Source organism: Bradyrhizobium sp. HKCCYLRH3073 (genome assembly GCF_051167995.1).
Classification (GTDB): Bacteria; Pseudomonadota; Alphaproteobacteria; order Rhizobiales; family Xanthobacteraceae; genus Bradyrhizobium.
Map to the genome: position 1 here is coordinate 809,284 of NZ_JBNPUD010000001.1, position 13,856 is coordinate 823,139.

Genomic DNA, 13,856 nt, shown 5'->3' on the forward strand with positions numbered 1-13,856 from the left:
GGCGGTCTCCTTATGCGCGGCGTCATTGCGAGGAGCGCAAGCGACGAAGCAATCCAGAGTCGCATGCCCAGCCCTGGATTGCTTCCGCCGTCGCCCTTCGGGCTTTGGCGGACACGTCGCATCGCTCGCAATGACGATGGTGAGAGCTGTGTTTGGGACGATGAGACTTGTGCTGAAGGCGGTGAGACATGCGGTCACCCCCTCGCGGCGCGGTTCGCGTCCGAGCTTTGCGCTTCGTCCTGCCCTCTCCGAAAAGAGGGCACGGGGAATGCCGGGCGCTGGCCGCACCCATGGCCCGCCTGCGGAAAAAAATGCAGGCGGCAGGAACCACAGGTTCAGCCGAGACATCCCGGCATTCCCCGCGCGATGGTTTTGACGGCTGCTTCGCGTTCTCCCCGGTGCTCCGGGCTTTCTGGCCACCGTTGCCCGCGCCGCGCGTGAGCGCCAACGCAAGCGTGACACCAGCGTCGGGGTGTCAGGACCACGCGACTTGACCGTGCGCATCGATGCCGTTCGTCGGCGCGGAAAACCACGCTGCGACACCAACACGCCCACCGCATCCCGCCTCAACGTTCGTGACGACCGCGAAGCGCCCCTCTTGTGAGACGGGACGGCGCGCGTATAACATGATTTCTGATGAAGCGAAACAAAAATCTTGCAATTCGAAAACAAAGTGAGGAGCGCTACGTAAAGTCGGTCGGGCGGATTAGCGAAGCGTAATCCGCCGCGCCAGCAGCAGAGCGTGTCCTTCAACAGCAGTTGGCCGTGTCAGCGGCGGATTACGCTTCGCTAATCCGCCCTACGAACTGCCACCCAGGCCGTCATGGCTGGGCCGTCTGAAGTCAAGACGGAGGAGCTATCGCGAGAGCGACGATCGCGTCAGCCCTCGACCACACACGGCACGCTCGCAAAGCCGCGAAACCGCACCCGCCCGCCGCGCACCGGCTCGCCGTCGAGCTGATAGTTCGGAAACCGTGCCAGAAACCGCGAGATCGCCACGGCGCCCTCCAGTCTTGCCAGCGCCATCCCGGCGCATTGGTGGGCGCCGGTGCCGAAGGCGAGGTGGCGGTTGGCGAGGCGGGTGATGTCGAAGCGTTCGGGGTCGTCGAACTGGGCGGGGTCGCGGTTGGCGGCGCCGATGCACAACGTGACCGATGTTCCGGGCGCCAAGGCGACGCCGCCGAGCTCGACCGCCTCGGTCGTCATCCGGTTGCCGAGCTGGTTGGAGCTCTCGTAGCGCAGGATCTCCTCGACCGCGGTGCGTATCAGGCCGGGCGCCTCGATCAGCCTCTGCCGCTCGGCCGGATGCTGGCACAGCAGCACCAGGCCGTTGCCGATCAGATTGGTCGTGGTCTCGTGGCCGGCATTGAGCAGGAAGATGCAGTTGTGCAGCAGCTCCGTCTCGCTCAGCCGCTCGCCGTCGGCCTCGCCCTGGATCAGCCGCGTCAGCACGTCGCGCTCGGGATTGCCGGGGGCGGCGCGCCGGCGCGCGACCAGGGTTTCGAGATAGGTCAGCATGTCGCCGACGGCCTGGTTGCCGCGTGACAACTGCTCCGGCGTCAGCACCGGCTCCAGCGCGCCGAGGATGGCGAGAGACCAGTCGCGCAGCGGCGCGCGCTCGTCATGCGGCACGCCGAGCAGGTTGCCGATCACCTCGATCGGAATTGCGGCGGCGAAATCCTCGATCAGCTCGAATCTGTCCTTGGTCGCGATCCGGTCGAGCAGCCCGTCGACCAGCGCGATCAGCGCAGGCTCCATCTCGGCGATCGCGCGCGGCGACAGCGCGCCCATGATCAGGCGGCGCACCCGTGTGTGCGCCGGAGGATCGTTGAAGACGAGGCTCGTCGTGTGATGCTCGTACAGCAGCGAGTTGCCGTATTTCGGCGCGAACTCGCGCTTCTTGTCCGACGAGAACGTCCTGGTTGCCTTGTAGGCGGTGACCAGATCGTCGTAGCGGGTGAGGAAATAGGAGCCGTTGCGCATGCGCTTGACCGGGGCGTGCCGGCGCAGCGCGCGATAGGTCGGGTAGGGATCGGCGTAGAACGCCGGCGTCAGGCTCTCGAGATCGAACTGGCTGGCGAGCGCTGCGTCGTCGGTCATGTCTGGTCCTCCCGGCCGATTCTTGTTTTTGTCCCGGTGACCGTCGCATGGCGCGCGGCGGAAGAAAATGCGCCCGCCGCGGTGGTCCCCGCGCGGCATTGCATCCATTGATGGAGCGGTGCCGCAGATCCGCCGCTTTGAGAGGTATAGAGTTGCCTTTGGCGCCCGTGAAATCCCACCTGTAATTTCAGGGACTTGGCCGCCGACCCTGCTGCGCCGCGGCATCTTTCTTGACATAGATCAAGTGAGTATTTACTCACGGCCGATGTCCACTTTGCGCATGACAAGCGATCTCCGGAGGCAGCTGATCCTCGGTGCAGCCAAGCGCTGCTTCGCGCGTCATGGCTATGCCGGCACCACGACCAAGAGCGTGGCCGCGGCGGCGGCGATCTCCGAAGCGCTGCTGTTCAAACATTTCCCCTCCAAGGCGGCGCTCTATGCGGAGATCCTCACCGAGGAGTGCGAGACCGATCCGGATTTCGAGGTGCTGCTCAGTCAGGAACCTTCGACCGCGACGCTGGTCATGATGATGGCCGGGATGGTCCGGCATTTCCTCGGGATCGCCGACGGCCCCAATGAGGAAGAAGAGCAGCGGCTGCGGCTGATGGCGTCGAGCCATCTCGACGATGGCGAATTCGCAAGGCTGCTGTATACGAAGATCGATGATCTGATCGGCGCCAAGTTCGTTAACTCCATGGAAAGCGCCATTGCGTGTGGTGATGCCGTGCGTCTCGTGGCTGCGCCCCGTGACCTGTTCTGGTTCGCGCACCACACCGTATTGATGGCGGCCTTGACGCGGCTTCCATCCGTTCCGTGTGTGCCGTATGGAACTGCTGCGAGCCTGGAGCGCCAGCTCAGCGAATTCATTCTCCGCGGCATCGGCCTGACCGATGCCGCCATTGCGTGCCACCTCGATCACGAATTGTCGCAACCTCCGGCCCGGCCGGCGACGGCAGAAAGTGCATGACATGAACATTGCGACGGAACCCAAGCTCTCCGGAAAGCCGGTCGACGACAAGCCGCGCAAGCGCACCCGCCCGGTGCTGTGGTTCATCGTCGTGGGCGCGCTGCTCGCGGCGTTGGTCGGCGGCTTCGTGTGGTTCAACATGTTCCGCGACAAGATGATCGCGCAGTTCTTCGCCAACATGAAGCCACCGCCGCTCAACGTCAGCGTCGCGACGGCGAGTTCGGAGACGGTGCCGAACCTGTTGACCGCAGTCGGCGATCTCGCCGCCGTGCATCAGGTCAACGTCACCTCCGACGCCTCTGGCCGCATCACCGACATCATGTTCACGCCGGGCACGACGGTGAAGCAGGGCACACCGCTGGTGCAGCTCTATGATGCGCCGGAGCAGGGCGACCTCGCCAACTACAAGGCCCAGGTCACCGTGGCGCAATTGTCGCTCGACCGAGCCAAGCAATTGGCCTCGCGCCAGTTCGGCCCGCAGGCGACCGTCGACCAGGCCCAGGCCGCCTACGACCAGGCCCAGGCCGGCGTCGCCAAGACCGAAGCGCTGATCGCGCAGAAGCTCGTGCGCGCGCCGTTCGACGGCGACCTCGGCGTCCGCAAGGTCGAAGTCGGCCAGTATCTGTCCGCCGGATCGCAGATCGTGTCGCTGACCGATCTGTCGCAGCTCTGGGTCAACTTCACCGTGACCGAAAAGGACAGCGGTCAGCTCAAGGTCGGACAGACCGTGCGCGTCGGCGTCGATGCCTATCCGGGCAAGACGTTCGAGGGCAAGATCACCACGATCGAGCCGCAGATCGCGACCGACACACGCAACATCCGGGTGCAGGCGACGATCGCCAATCCGGAGCGCATCCTCAGGCCCGGCATGTTCGCGACCACCACGGTCGTGCTGCCGGACAAGCCGCCGGTGCTGACGGTGCCGGAGACCGCTGTCGACTACACGCTCTATGGCGACTCGGTGTTCGTCATCAACGAGAAGAAGACCGACGACGGCAAGACCGCGCTGACGGCCGACCGCATCTATGTGCAGACCGGCGACCGCATCAACGGCCGCGCGGTGATCCTCAAGGGTCTCAAGGAAGGCGATCGCGTCGTCGCCGTCGGCCAGCTCAAGATCCAGTCCGGCGCCGCGGTCGCGATCTCCACAGATCCGCTGCCGCCGGTCCCGGCGAAGCCGCCGCGCTACTGAGCGCCCTCTGAGCCAATGCCGGGCCGCCTGATCGTGGCGGCCCGTCCGGACCTCATCTGACCTCTGCTGACGGGATTGCCGCGATGCGTTTCACCGATATCTTCATCAAGCGCCCGGTGCTGTCGGTCGTGGTCAGCCTGCTCATTCTGCTGCTCGGCCTGCGCGCCGCCTTCGTGCTGCCGATCCGGCAATATCCGAAGCTGTCGAACACGGTCGTCAACGTCACGACGGTCTATCCCGGCGCGTCCGCCGACCTGATGCAGGGCTTCATCACCACCCCGCTGGAGCAGGCGGTCGCCTCCGCCGAGGGCGTCGACTACATCACCTCGTCCTCGGTGCAGGGCACCAGCACGATCCAGGTGTTCATCAAGCTGAATTTCGATCCGAACCAGGCGCTCACCGAGGTGCTCGCCAAGGTCAATTCGGTCCGCTACCTGATCCCGAAGGAATCCAACGACCCGATCGTCACCAAGACGACGGGCCAGACGACCTCGGTGATGTATCTCGGCTTCTCCAGCGAGGAGCTGTCGGGATCGGCGATTTCCGACTACCTGACGCGCGTGGTGCAGCCGGTGCTGTCGACGGTCGACGGCGTCGCCGCGGCGAACATTCTCGGCGGCCAGACCTTTGCGATGCGGATCTGGCTCAACCCCGAGAAGATGGCCGGCCGCAACGTGTCGCCGACCGACGTCGCGGCAGCGATCGCGGCCAACAACTTCCAGTCCGCGGCCGGACAGGCCAAGGGCTACTTCATCGTCTCCAACGTCACGACCAATACCGGCCTGACCGACGTCAACCAGTTCAAGCGGATGATCGTCAAGGCCAAGGACGGCGGCTTCGTTCGCATGGAGGATATCGCGACCGTCGAGCTCGCGGCGCAGAGCACCGACGCCAGCGTCGCCTTCAACGGCGAGCGCGCCATCTTCATCGGCGTCGATGCGACGCCACAGGGCAACCCGCTCAACATCGTCAGGGGTGTGCGCGCGCTGTTCCCGGACCTCGAGCGCAACCTGCCGCCGTCGATGAAGATGAAGGTGGCCTACGATTCCACCAAGTTCATCCAGTCCTCGATCGACGAGGTCGAGCACACGCTCGGCGAGGCCGTGCTGATCGTCATCGTGGTCATCTTCCTGTTCCTGGCCTCGCTGCGCTCGGTCATCATCCCCGTCGTGACGATCCCGCTGTCCCTGATCGGCGTCTGCACGATGATGCTGGCGCTCGGCTTCAGCATCAACCTGCTGACCCTGCTGGCGATGGTTCTGGCGATCGGACTGGTCGTGGACGACGCCATCGTCGTGGTGGAGAACATCCATCGCCATCTGGAGGAGGGCAAGGCACCCGTGCAGGCTGCGCTGCAGGGCGCCCGCGAGATCGTCGGCCCCGTCATCTCGATGACGATCACCCTGGCTGCGGTGTATGCCCCGATCGGCTTCCTCGGCGGTCTCACCGGCTCGCTGTTCCGCGAATTCGCCTTCACGCTCGCCGGCTCGGTCATCGTCTCCGGCGTGATCGCCCTGACCCTGTCGCCGATGATGTGCTCGGTGCTGCTGCGCAGCGCCGAGGAGGGCCGCTTCGCGCGGCTCGTCAACCGGGTGTTCGGCGCGATGACGCGCTGGTACGGCCGCCAGCTCGACCGCTCACTCGACTACCGGCCGGTGACGGCGCTGTTCGCGCTGACGATCCTCGGCCTCGTCGGCTTCCTCTACATGCACACCGCCAAGGAGCTGGCGCCGGAGGAGGATCAGGGCATCGTGTTCTCGATCACCAAGGCGCCGAAATACGCCAATATCGACTACATCAACTTCTACACCGACAAGGTCGACAAGGCGTTCCAGAAGTTCCCCGAGACCGATCTTCGCTTCGTTCTGAACGGCATCCAAGGCCCGCAGGGCGGCTTCGCCGGCATGCTGCTCAAGCCGTGGGACGAGCGCACGCGCTCCTCGATCAAGCTGAAGCCGCTGGTGCAGGCGGAGCTGTCGAAGATCGAGGGCATCAACGCCTTCGCCTTCAACCTGCCGGCGCTGCCGGGTGGCCCCGGCGGCCTGCCGGTGCAGATGGTGATCAGCTCGACCAGCGGCTTCCAGGCGGTCTATGAGCAGATGGCCAAGCTGAAGGACGCCGCGCGCAAGAGCGGCATGTTCATCGTCTCCGACAGCGACCTCGAGTTCAACCAGCCGGTGGTCAAGGTCTGGATCGATCGCAGCAAGGCGAGCGATCTCGGCATCACCATGCAGTCGATCGGCAACACCCTGGCCGTGCTGCTCGGCGGCAACTACATCAACCGCTTCAACCTCGAGGGCCGATCCTATCAGGTGATTCCGCAGGTGCCGCGCGACAAGCGGATCTCGCCCGAATCTCTGTCCGGCTACTATGTCGCGACCTCGGCCGGGCAGCAGGTGCCGCTGTCGACCGTCGTCAACATCGAGACCGCGACCGACCCGAACTCGCTGACGCATTTCAACCAGCTCAACTCGGCGACCTTCTCCGCCGTGCCGATGCCGGGCGTCACCGTGGGGCAGGCGGTCGACTTCCTGGAGAAGCAGGCCAAGAACCTGCCGTCCGGCTTCAGCCACGACTATCTCGCCGACGCCCGTCAATACGTCCAGGAGGGCAATCAGCTCGCCATCACCTTCGGCTTCGCGCTGATCATCATCTTCCTGGTGCTGGCGGCGCAGTTCGAGAGCCTCAGGGATCCGCTGGTCATCATGATCAGCGTGCCCATGGCGATCGTCGGCGCGCTGATTCCGCTGTTCTTCGGCCTCGCGACCATGAACATCTACACCCAGGTCGGCCTGCTGACGCTGGTCGGCCTGATCACCAAGCACGGCATCCTGATGGTGGAGTTCGCCAACGAGCTGCAGCTCAACGAGGGGATGGACCGCCGCACCGCCATCGAGACGTCCGCGCGCATCCGCCTGCGGCCGATCCTGATGACCACTGCGGCGATGGTCACCGGCCTGATCCCGCTGTTGACCGCGACCGGCGCCGGAGCCGCCAGCCGCTTCTCGATCGGCCTCGTCGTCGTCGCCGGCATGTCGATCGGCACCTTGTTCACGCTGTTCGTGCTGCCGGCCGTCTACACCGTCATCGCCACCAACCACCAGGCCGCCGCCAAGTCGCTGCGCGCCCGTCAGATCGCCCAGTTCGACGCCGAGACCGATCATGCGCTGAAGGCGACGTGACGAGGGCGCCTGGTCTCACGACATCGACGGCGGCTGCCCTGGCAGCCGCCGTTTTGTTTTGACCGGTCTCTCGACGCCCCTCGCTGTCGTCCCGGCGAACGCCGGGACCCATAACCCCAGGCAGTGGTTTGAGGCAGGCGCGGAGTGACCTTCTCGCGCAACAACGACCGACGGTGGCTATGGGTCCCGGCGTTCGCCGGGACGACACTGGAGGGTGTTGCGCTAGCGAGGGCCTACTCCTCCTGCTGCGGATCGAGCGCGTCGCGCAGGCCGTCGCCGAGGAGGTTGAGGGACAGCACCACCAGGAAGATCGCGAGCCCCGGCCAGATCGCCATCCAGGGGGCATTGGTGAGGAAGCGCTGGGCGGCGTTGAGCATGCTGCCCCAGGACGGGGCCGGCGGCTGCTGGCCCAGACCTAAGAATGACAGCGCGGCTTCGGCGATGATGGCGGCGGCGACCGACAGCGTCGCCTGCACCAGCAGCGCCGGCATGATGTTGGGCAGGATGTGCCTGACCGCGATCTGCAGGTCGGTATCGCCGACGCTGCGGGCGGCCTCGACATATTCCTCGACCTTGACGCTCAGCACCTCGCCGCGGGTCAGCCGGACGAAGATCGGCGTCGCCGAGATGCCGATCGCGATCATCGCATTGCCGAGGCTCGGGCCCAGAAACGCCGCCAGCGCGATCGCCAGGATCAGGAACGGGCAGGCCAGCATCGCGTCGGTGATGCGGCTGATCAGGGCATCGATGAAGCCGCCGCGAAAGCCTGCGGTCATGCCGATGGGGACGCCGATCGCCAGCGCGATGGCGACCGAGATCGCGCCGGCCAGCAGCGAGGCGCGCGCGCCATAGATCACGCGGGCCAGCACGTCGCGGCCGAGATCGTCGGTGCCGAACCAATGCGCCGCGGACGGCGCCTTGCGCACGAGCGCCCAGCTCGTCTTGACGGGATCGTAGGGCGCCACCAGCGGCGCTGATACGGCGAGCAGGATGAAGGCCGTGATCAGGCCGAGCCCGACCATTGCGCCTTTGCGCTTTACCAGCCGGCGCCAGGTGCGCTGCATCGGCCGTTCGAGCGGAGCGAGGGCGCGTGCTCCTGATGGAGCCGACAGCGTCGTCTCGGCCATCTCAGCTCCTCAGCCTGGGATTGACGAGGACATAAGCGAGATCGGCGATCAGGTTCAGCATGATGTAGACGGTGGCGGTGACCAGCACGACGCCCTGCACGACGGCGTAGTCGCGGTTGAACACGGCGTCGACGATCAGCTTGCCGAAGCCGGGGATCGAGAAGATCTGCTCGGTCAGCACGGCGCCGGACAACAGCGTCCCGAGCTCGAGCGCGCCGAGCGTGATGACCGGCGTCAGGGCGTTGCGCAGCGCGTGGCGCAGGATGACCTGGCGCTCGGAGATGCCCTTGGCGCGCGCGGTGCGGATGTAGTCGCTGCCCAGGACCTGCAGCATCGCGCTGCGGGTGTGGCGCATCAGGATCGCGGCGATGGCGTTGCCGAGCACGAAGGCCGGCATGATGGTGGCGGCGAGGCTGGCGCGCCAGTCCTCGGCGGGCGAGACGTAGCCGGAGGCGGGGAGCCAGCCGAGCTGGATCGAGAACAGGAAGATCAGCATGATGCCGAGCCAGAAGTTCGGCGTCGAGATGCCCCACAGTGCAAACAGGTTGGCGGCATAGTCCCAGGCCGTCCCGCGCTTCACGGCGGAAACGATGCCGGCGGGAATGCCGATCAGGAACGCGATCACGATCGCCATCGAGGCGAGCTGCAGGGTCACGGGCAGCTTCTGCAGGATGAGATCGCGCACCGGCATCTTGATGCGCAGCGACTCGCCGAAATCGCCCGAGAGCACGCCCTTGATCCAGTAGCCGTACTGAACGGGCAGGGGCTGGTCGAGGCGATACTGCTTGCGGATCTGCTCGATCACGGCGGGATCGCGCTCCTCGCCGGCCATCACCAGCGCGGGATCGCCGGGCAGGAGCTGTTGCAGCGAGAAGATGAGGATGGAGACGAAGATCAAGGTCGGAATGATCTGGGCGATGCGGCGGGCGAGGAAGGTCAGCATGATCAGTGCCTCTCCCGACGCTGATGCTTGCAATCAGACTCCGGTCGTGCCGCTTGCGTTCCCTCCCCCCTTGTGGGGGAGGGACAGGGAGGGGGGTGCCCCAAGCGAGATCGGAGTGCGTGGCACCCCCCTCCCCAACCCTCCCCCACAAGGGGGGAGGGAGCGGAGTGAGTGCGGGGCGCCGGCTGCGCGTCCCAACGACCAGGTGCCACCTGACCGCTCACTTCAGCTTCAGCCCGACCACCCTCACCAGGCCGTCCGGCATCTGCTTGTAGCCCTCGAGCTTCTTGGTGTGCGCGATCAGGATGCGGCGGTGATAGAGGTAGAGGATCGGCTCGTCCTCGATCTCGAGCTTGGTCAGCTTCTCGTAGAGCGCCTTGCGCTGGGCCATGTCGGTCACCAGCCGCGCGTCGCTGAGCGCCTTGTCGGCCTCGGCATTGGCCCAGACGCTGTAGTTCTGCGGCGCGTTGCTGTGCAAGAACACGTAGCTGTTGCCGTCAGGATCGATCCGGCCGCTCCATGACAGCATGAACGCCTGATAGTCGCCGGCCTCGGCCTGCTTCAGCGAGGTCGCGAACTCCGTCACACGGATCTTCATGTCGAAGCCGGCCTCGGCGGCCATCGACTGTACCACCTGGGCGGCCGCCTCGGTCTCGGCACCCTTCGGTACCATGAAGTCGACCGCGACAGGCGTCGTCACGCCGGCCTCTTTCAGCAGCGCCTTTGCCTTCTCGACATCGCGGGCACGCACCGGGAAGGCCTTCTGATAATACGGATGCGAGGGATTGACCCATTGGTTGCCCGGCATGAATTCGCCGTTGAAGACCACCTGGTTGAGCGCCTCGCGGTCGATCGCGAGATCGAGCGCCTGGCGCACCTTGGCTGACTGGCTGAGTGGGCCCTTGGCCTTGTCCTTGCCGATGTTGAGCGTGATGCCCTGGTAGCCGAGCTCGATCGCAGTCGACAGCGCAAGCCTGGAATCGGCGCGGACACCCTTGATATCGGTCGCGAGCACGCGCTCGATCAGGTCGAGGGCACCCGACTTCAGGTTCGCCAGCCGCACCGTGGCATCGACGATGGGCTGGTAGACGATCCTGTCGATGAAGACGTTGTCCTTGTTCCAGTAGTCGGCGAACTTCTCGAACACGATCTTGTCCTGCTGGACGCGCTCGACGAACTTGTACGGACCGGCGCACACCGGATGCAGGCCGAACTTGTCGCCGGCCTCCCTGGCGGCCTTCGGCGACACCATCATGCCGGCGCGGTCGGTGAGCTGGGCGATCAGCGGCGAGAACGGCGCTTTCAACACCAGCTTGATCGTCAGGGGATCGACGACGTCGACATGATCGAGCGAGGCCAGCTCAGGCTTGCGGAACGAGCCGGGAAAGGTCAGGTGGCGGTCGAGCGAGAATTTGGCGGCCTCGGCGTCGAACGGCTCGCCGTCGTGAAACTTCACGCCGGGCCGCAGCTTGATGGTGACCTCCTTGCCGTCGGCGGATGTCTGCTGCGACAGCGCGAGCTGCGGCACGATGTTGAGCTTCTCGTCGATGTCGAACAGCTTGTCGCAGGTGGCGGCGAACACGATGCGCCCGACATAGGTGCGGGCCATGGTCGGATCGAGAACGTCGGGGTCCTCGGCAAGGCCGATGCGCAAGGTGGTCTGCGCCTGCGCGGCCGGCCCCCAGGAGGCCACGACAACGGCCGCGACGGCGGCCAAGCACCAGTTCCTCATCATCCGATGTCCCCTACGAAAATGCAGCCTGCGTTGTTGCACTATCCATACCAACCCCGGTCACGCGCCGTCCTTCCGGCTCGGTCATGTCTGGTTCGCGTGCGCCGCGGCGATGCCGGCATCAATGGTGGCGCGATCCGTAATCCCCGCCGGATTGTCGCGCGTCGGCATGAACTGCCGGAACACCGCCCAATGCCTGCGGCTGACGCCTTCCAGGCGTGCGAGCTCGGCGAGCGGATCGGCGTGATCGTCGACCCGCAGATCGAGCTCGGACCATTCCTCCTTGCCGTGGATGAGGAGGGCGGCGGACTGCTTCCCGCGCTTGTCACCGCCGGCCGCCTCGCCGGCCTTCATGGCCGCGATCAGACGCTGCGCGAAGGGCAGGGCGCCATGAGCGAGAAACGCGTTCGCGGTTTCGTTCAGCACCTGCGGGCCGGCCAGCATGTTGCCGGCAATCGAAAAGCCTCGGCCTTCGAGATGGCCGCACCAGTCGATGCAGTCGCGGCCGGTGTGGGCGGCAATCTGGCCGTTGTGATCGAGGATGTGGAGCTGGCGGCTCTCGCGGCCGGGATCGGCCGACGTCAGCAGTTGCACGATCTCGCGCGGATGGCGGCCATCGCGGAGCAGCGTCACGCCGTCGATGCCGTAATAGGGATTGACCAGCGCCTGTGTCGCGATGCCGCCGTGGCCGGCGACGATGAAGGGCACGCGCGCGCCGACGGCGAAGAAGCGGGTGGCGACGGCGATGCCGATCCGGCCGGTGAGATCGTCCTTGGCAATGATCGACCAGGTCATCGTCGCGTTGCTCTCTTATCGTCCGGCGGCGTAACCCTGCATGCCCCGCGGATTGGCGGCGGCGCGGCGGCGGCGGCCGACACGTGATGCGGCCGTGAGCCGGCCCTCCGACCAGTCGGGGCCGACCTCGACGACATGGCCGCGGCGGCGCAGCTCCTCGACGGTCGCCTTGGGCACGCGGTTTTCGACCACGAGCACGCCGGGGCGTGCGGTGCGCGGCCAGAACGAGATCGGGAAGTGCTCGGAGTGCCACGCCGGGGCGTCGATCGACTCTTGCAGGTTCATGCCGGCATGGACGTGGCGCAGGAAGAACTGTGTGTTCCACTGGTCCTGCTGGTCGCCGCCGGGCGAACCCCAGGCCACGTAAGGCTCGCCGTCGCGCAGCGCCATGGTCGGCGATAGCGTCGTGCGCGGCCGCTTGCCCGGCACCAGCGCGGCCGGATGATCCTCCTCGAGCCAGAACATCTGCGCGCGCGTCCCCAGGCAGAAGCCGAGTTCGGGAATGACGGGCGAGGATTGCAGCCAGCCGCCGGACGGCGTGGCCGAGATCATGTTGCCGTCCCGGTCGATGATGTCGAAATGTACGGTGTCGCCGCGCACCTCGCCGAAGCGGCCGACGGTCGGCTCGCCCGAGCCCATCGCGCCGACGGCCTCGCGGTGGCCTTGCGCCTCGCGCAGCGTCACCTTGGCGCCGTAGCCGTCGAGCGTGCCGGGCCGCAGCTCGAGCGAGGCCTTGTCGGTGATCAGCTTGCGCCGCGCGTCGTTGTAGGCATCGGACAGCAGCGTCTGGATCGGAATGTCGGCGAAGTTCGGATCGCCGTAGAACGCCTCGCGATCGGCGAACGCCAGCTTGGCGGCTTCGATCTGCCAATGGATGAAGTCCGGTCCGGTCGGATCGAGGCCGTCGAGCGCAAAGCCCTTGAGCAGCGCAAGCTGCTGCAGCAGCACCGGACCCTGGCTCCAGACGCCGGCCTTGCAGACGGTGTAGCGGCCGTACTCATAGGTCAGCGGCGCCTCGATCGTCGGCTGCCAGCGCGCCATGTCGTCGGCCGTCAGCACGCCCTTGTGGCGCGAGCCCGAGACGTCCATGACCTCCTGCGTCCGGCAGAAACGGTCGATCGCCTCGGCCACGAAGCCCTGCGACCAGGCCTTGCGCGCGCGCTCGATCTGGGCATCGCGATCAGCACCAGCGCTTTCGCCCTCACTCAGGATGCGCGCGTAGGTTTCCGCGAGCTGTGGATTGGTGAACAGCGTGCCCGGCCTCGGCACCTCGCCATTGGGCAGATAGAGCGCGGCCGAGGTCGGCCAATGTGTCTTGAACAGTTGCTCGACGGTCTGGATGGTCGCCGAGACGCGCTCGACCAGCGGATAGCCGTCGCGCGCGTAGGAGATCGCTGGCTCGAGCACGTCGCGCAGCCGCATCGTGCCGTAGTCGCGCAAGAGCAGCATCCAGGATTCGAACGTGCCGGGAACGCAGGCCGCGAGGAGTCCGGTGCCGGGCACCATGTCCAGGCCCTCGCGCTTGTAGTGCGCGATGGTGGCGCCTGCCGGCGCGGGGCCCTGGCCGCAGATCACCTCGGTGCGGCCGCGCCTGATGTCGTGCAGGATGATCGGCACATCGCCGCCCGGGCCGTTCAGATGCGGCTCGACCACCTGCAGGGTGAAGGCCGCCGCGACGCCGGCGTCGAAGGCGTTGCCGCCGCGCTCCAGCATCGCCATGCCCACCGCGGTGGCGAGCCAATGCGTGGAGGTGACGACGCCGAAGGTGCCGTCGATCTCGGGGCGGGTCGTGAAGGGATCGGGGTTGATGAAGCTCAT

Annotated in this window: 9 protein-coding genes; 3 read left to right on the forward strand and 6 right to left on the reverse strand. The window is 66.2% G+C overall.

Features of this window, described 5'->3' with window-relative positions; genetic code table 11:
* Window positions 1-879 precede the first annotated feature (879 nt).
* Entirely contained in the window at window positions 880-2,100 is a 1,221-nt protein-coding gene (locus tag ACQR1X_RS03655; RefSeq protein WP_434882881.1) for a cytochrome P450, read from the reverse strand.
* A 280-nt stretch (window positions 2,101-2,380) separates the two neighbouring features.
* Here ACQR1X_RS03655 and ACQR1X_RS03660 point away from each other — a divergent pair, with 280 nt between their 5' ends.
* The 3 genes from ACQR1X_RS03660 to ACQR1X_RS03670 all read left to right on the forward strand — a co-directional run bounded on the left by ACQR1X_RS03660 (window position 2,381) and on the right by ACQR1X_RS03670 (window position 7,441).
* Window positions 2,381-3,067 (forward strand): TetR/AcrR family transcriptional regulator, encoded by a 687-nt coding sequence (locus ACQR1X_RS03660; RefSeq protein WP_434882885.1) that lies wholly within the window; start codon window positions 2,381-2,383, stop codon window positions 3,065-3,067.
* A 1-nt stretch (window position 3,068) separates the two neighbouring features.
* Window positions 3,069-4,259: an efflux RND transporter periplasmic adaptor subunit gene (locus ACQR1X_RS03665; protein WP_315801367.1), complete on the forward strand. Its 1,191-nt coding sequence runs from the start codon at window positions 3,069-3,071 to the stop codon at window positions 4,257-4,259.
* Between the two features lie 83 nt (window positions 4,260-4,342).
* Window positions 4,343-7,441 carry a MexW/MexI family multidrug efflux RND transporter permease subunit gene (locus tag ACQR1X_RS03670; RefSeq protein ID WP_434898345.1) on the forward strand — a complete coding sequence of 1,033 codons (3,099 nt, stop codon included), beginning with the start codon at window positions 4,343-4,345 and terminating at the stop codon, window positions 7,439-7,441.
* A gap of 233 nt (window positions 7,442-7,674) precedes the next feature.
* Here ACQR1X_RS03670 and ACQR1X_RS03675 read toward each other — a convergent pair whose 3' ends face one another.
* The 5 genes from ACQR1X_RS03675 to ACQR1X_RS03695 form a co-directional block, all read right to left on the reverse strand.
* Window positions 7,675-8,505, reverse strand: a complete 831-nt coding sequence (locus ACQR1X_RS03675) for an ABC transporter permease (protein ID WP_315801390.1) — start codon at window positions 8,503-8,505, stop codon at window positions 7,675-7,677.
* A gap of 64 nt (window positions 8,506-8,569) precedes the next feature.
* A complete protein-coding gene (locus tag ACQR1X_RS03680; RefSeq protein WP_315715755.1) occupies window positions 8,570-9,511 on the reverse strand; it encodes an ABC transporter permease in 942 nt (313 codons plus the stop codon).
* A 220-nt stretch (window positions 9,512-9,731) separates the two neighbouring features.
* Complete coding sequence (locus ACQR1X_RS03685; RefSeq protein ID WP_434898346.1) at window positions 9,732-11,243, reverse strand: ABC transporter substrate-binding protein; 1,512 nt, start codon at window positions 11,241-11,243, stop codon at window positions 9,732-9,734.
* Window positions 11,244-11,327: 84 nt separating this feature from the next.
* On the reverse strand, window positions 11,328-12,038 hold the full coding sequence (locus tag ACQR1X_RS03690) for a DUF1028 domain-containing protein (protein WP_434898347.1): 711 nt from the start codon (window positions 12,036-12,038) through the stop codon (window positions 11,328-11,330).
* Window positions 12,039-12,053: 15 nt separating this feature from the next.
* The gene (locus ACQR1X_RS03695; protein ID WP_434898348.1) at window positions 12,054-13,856 is read right to left on the reverse strand and encodes a gamma-glutamyltransferase family protein; all 1,803 of its coding nucleotides are present in this window, start codon (window positions 13,854-13,856) and stop codon (window positions 12,054-12,056) included.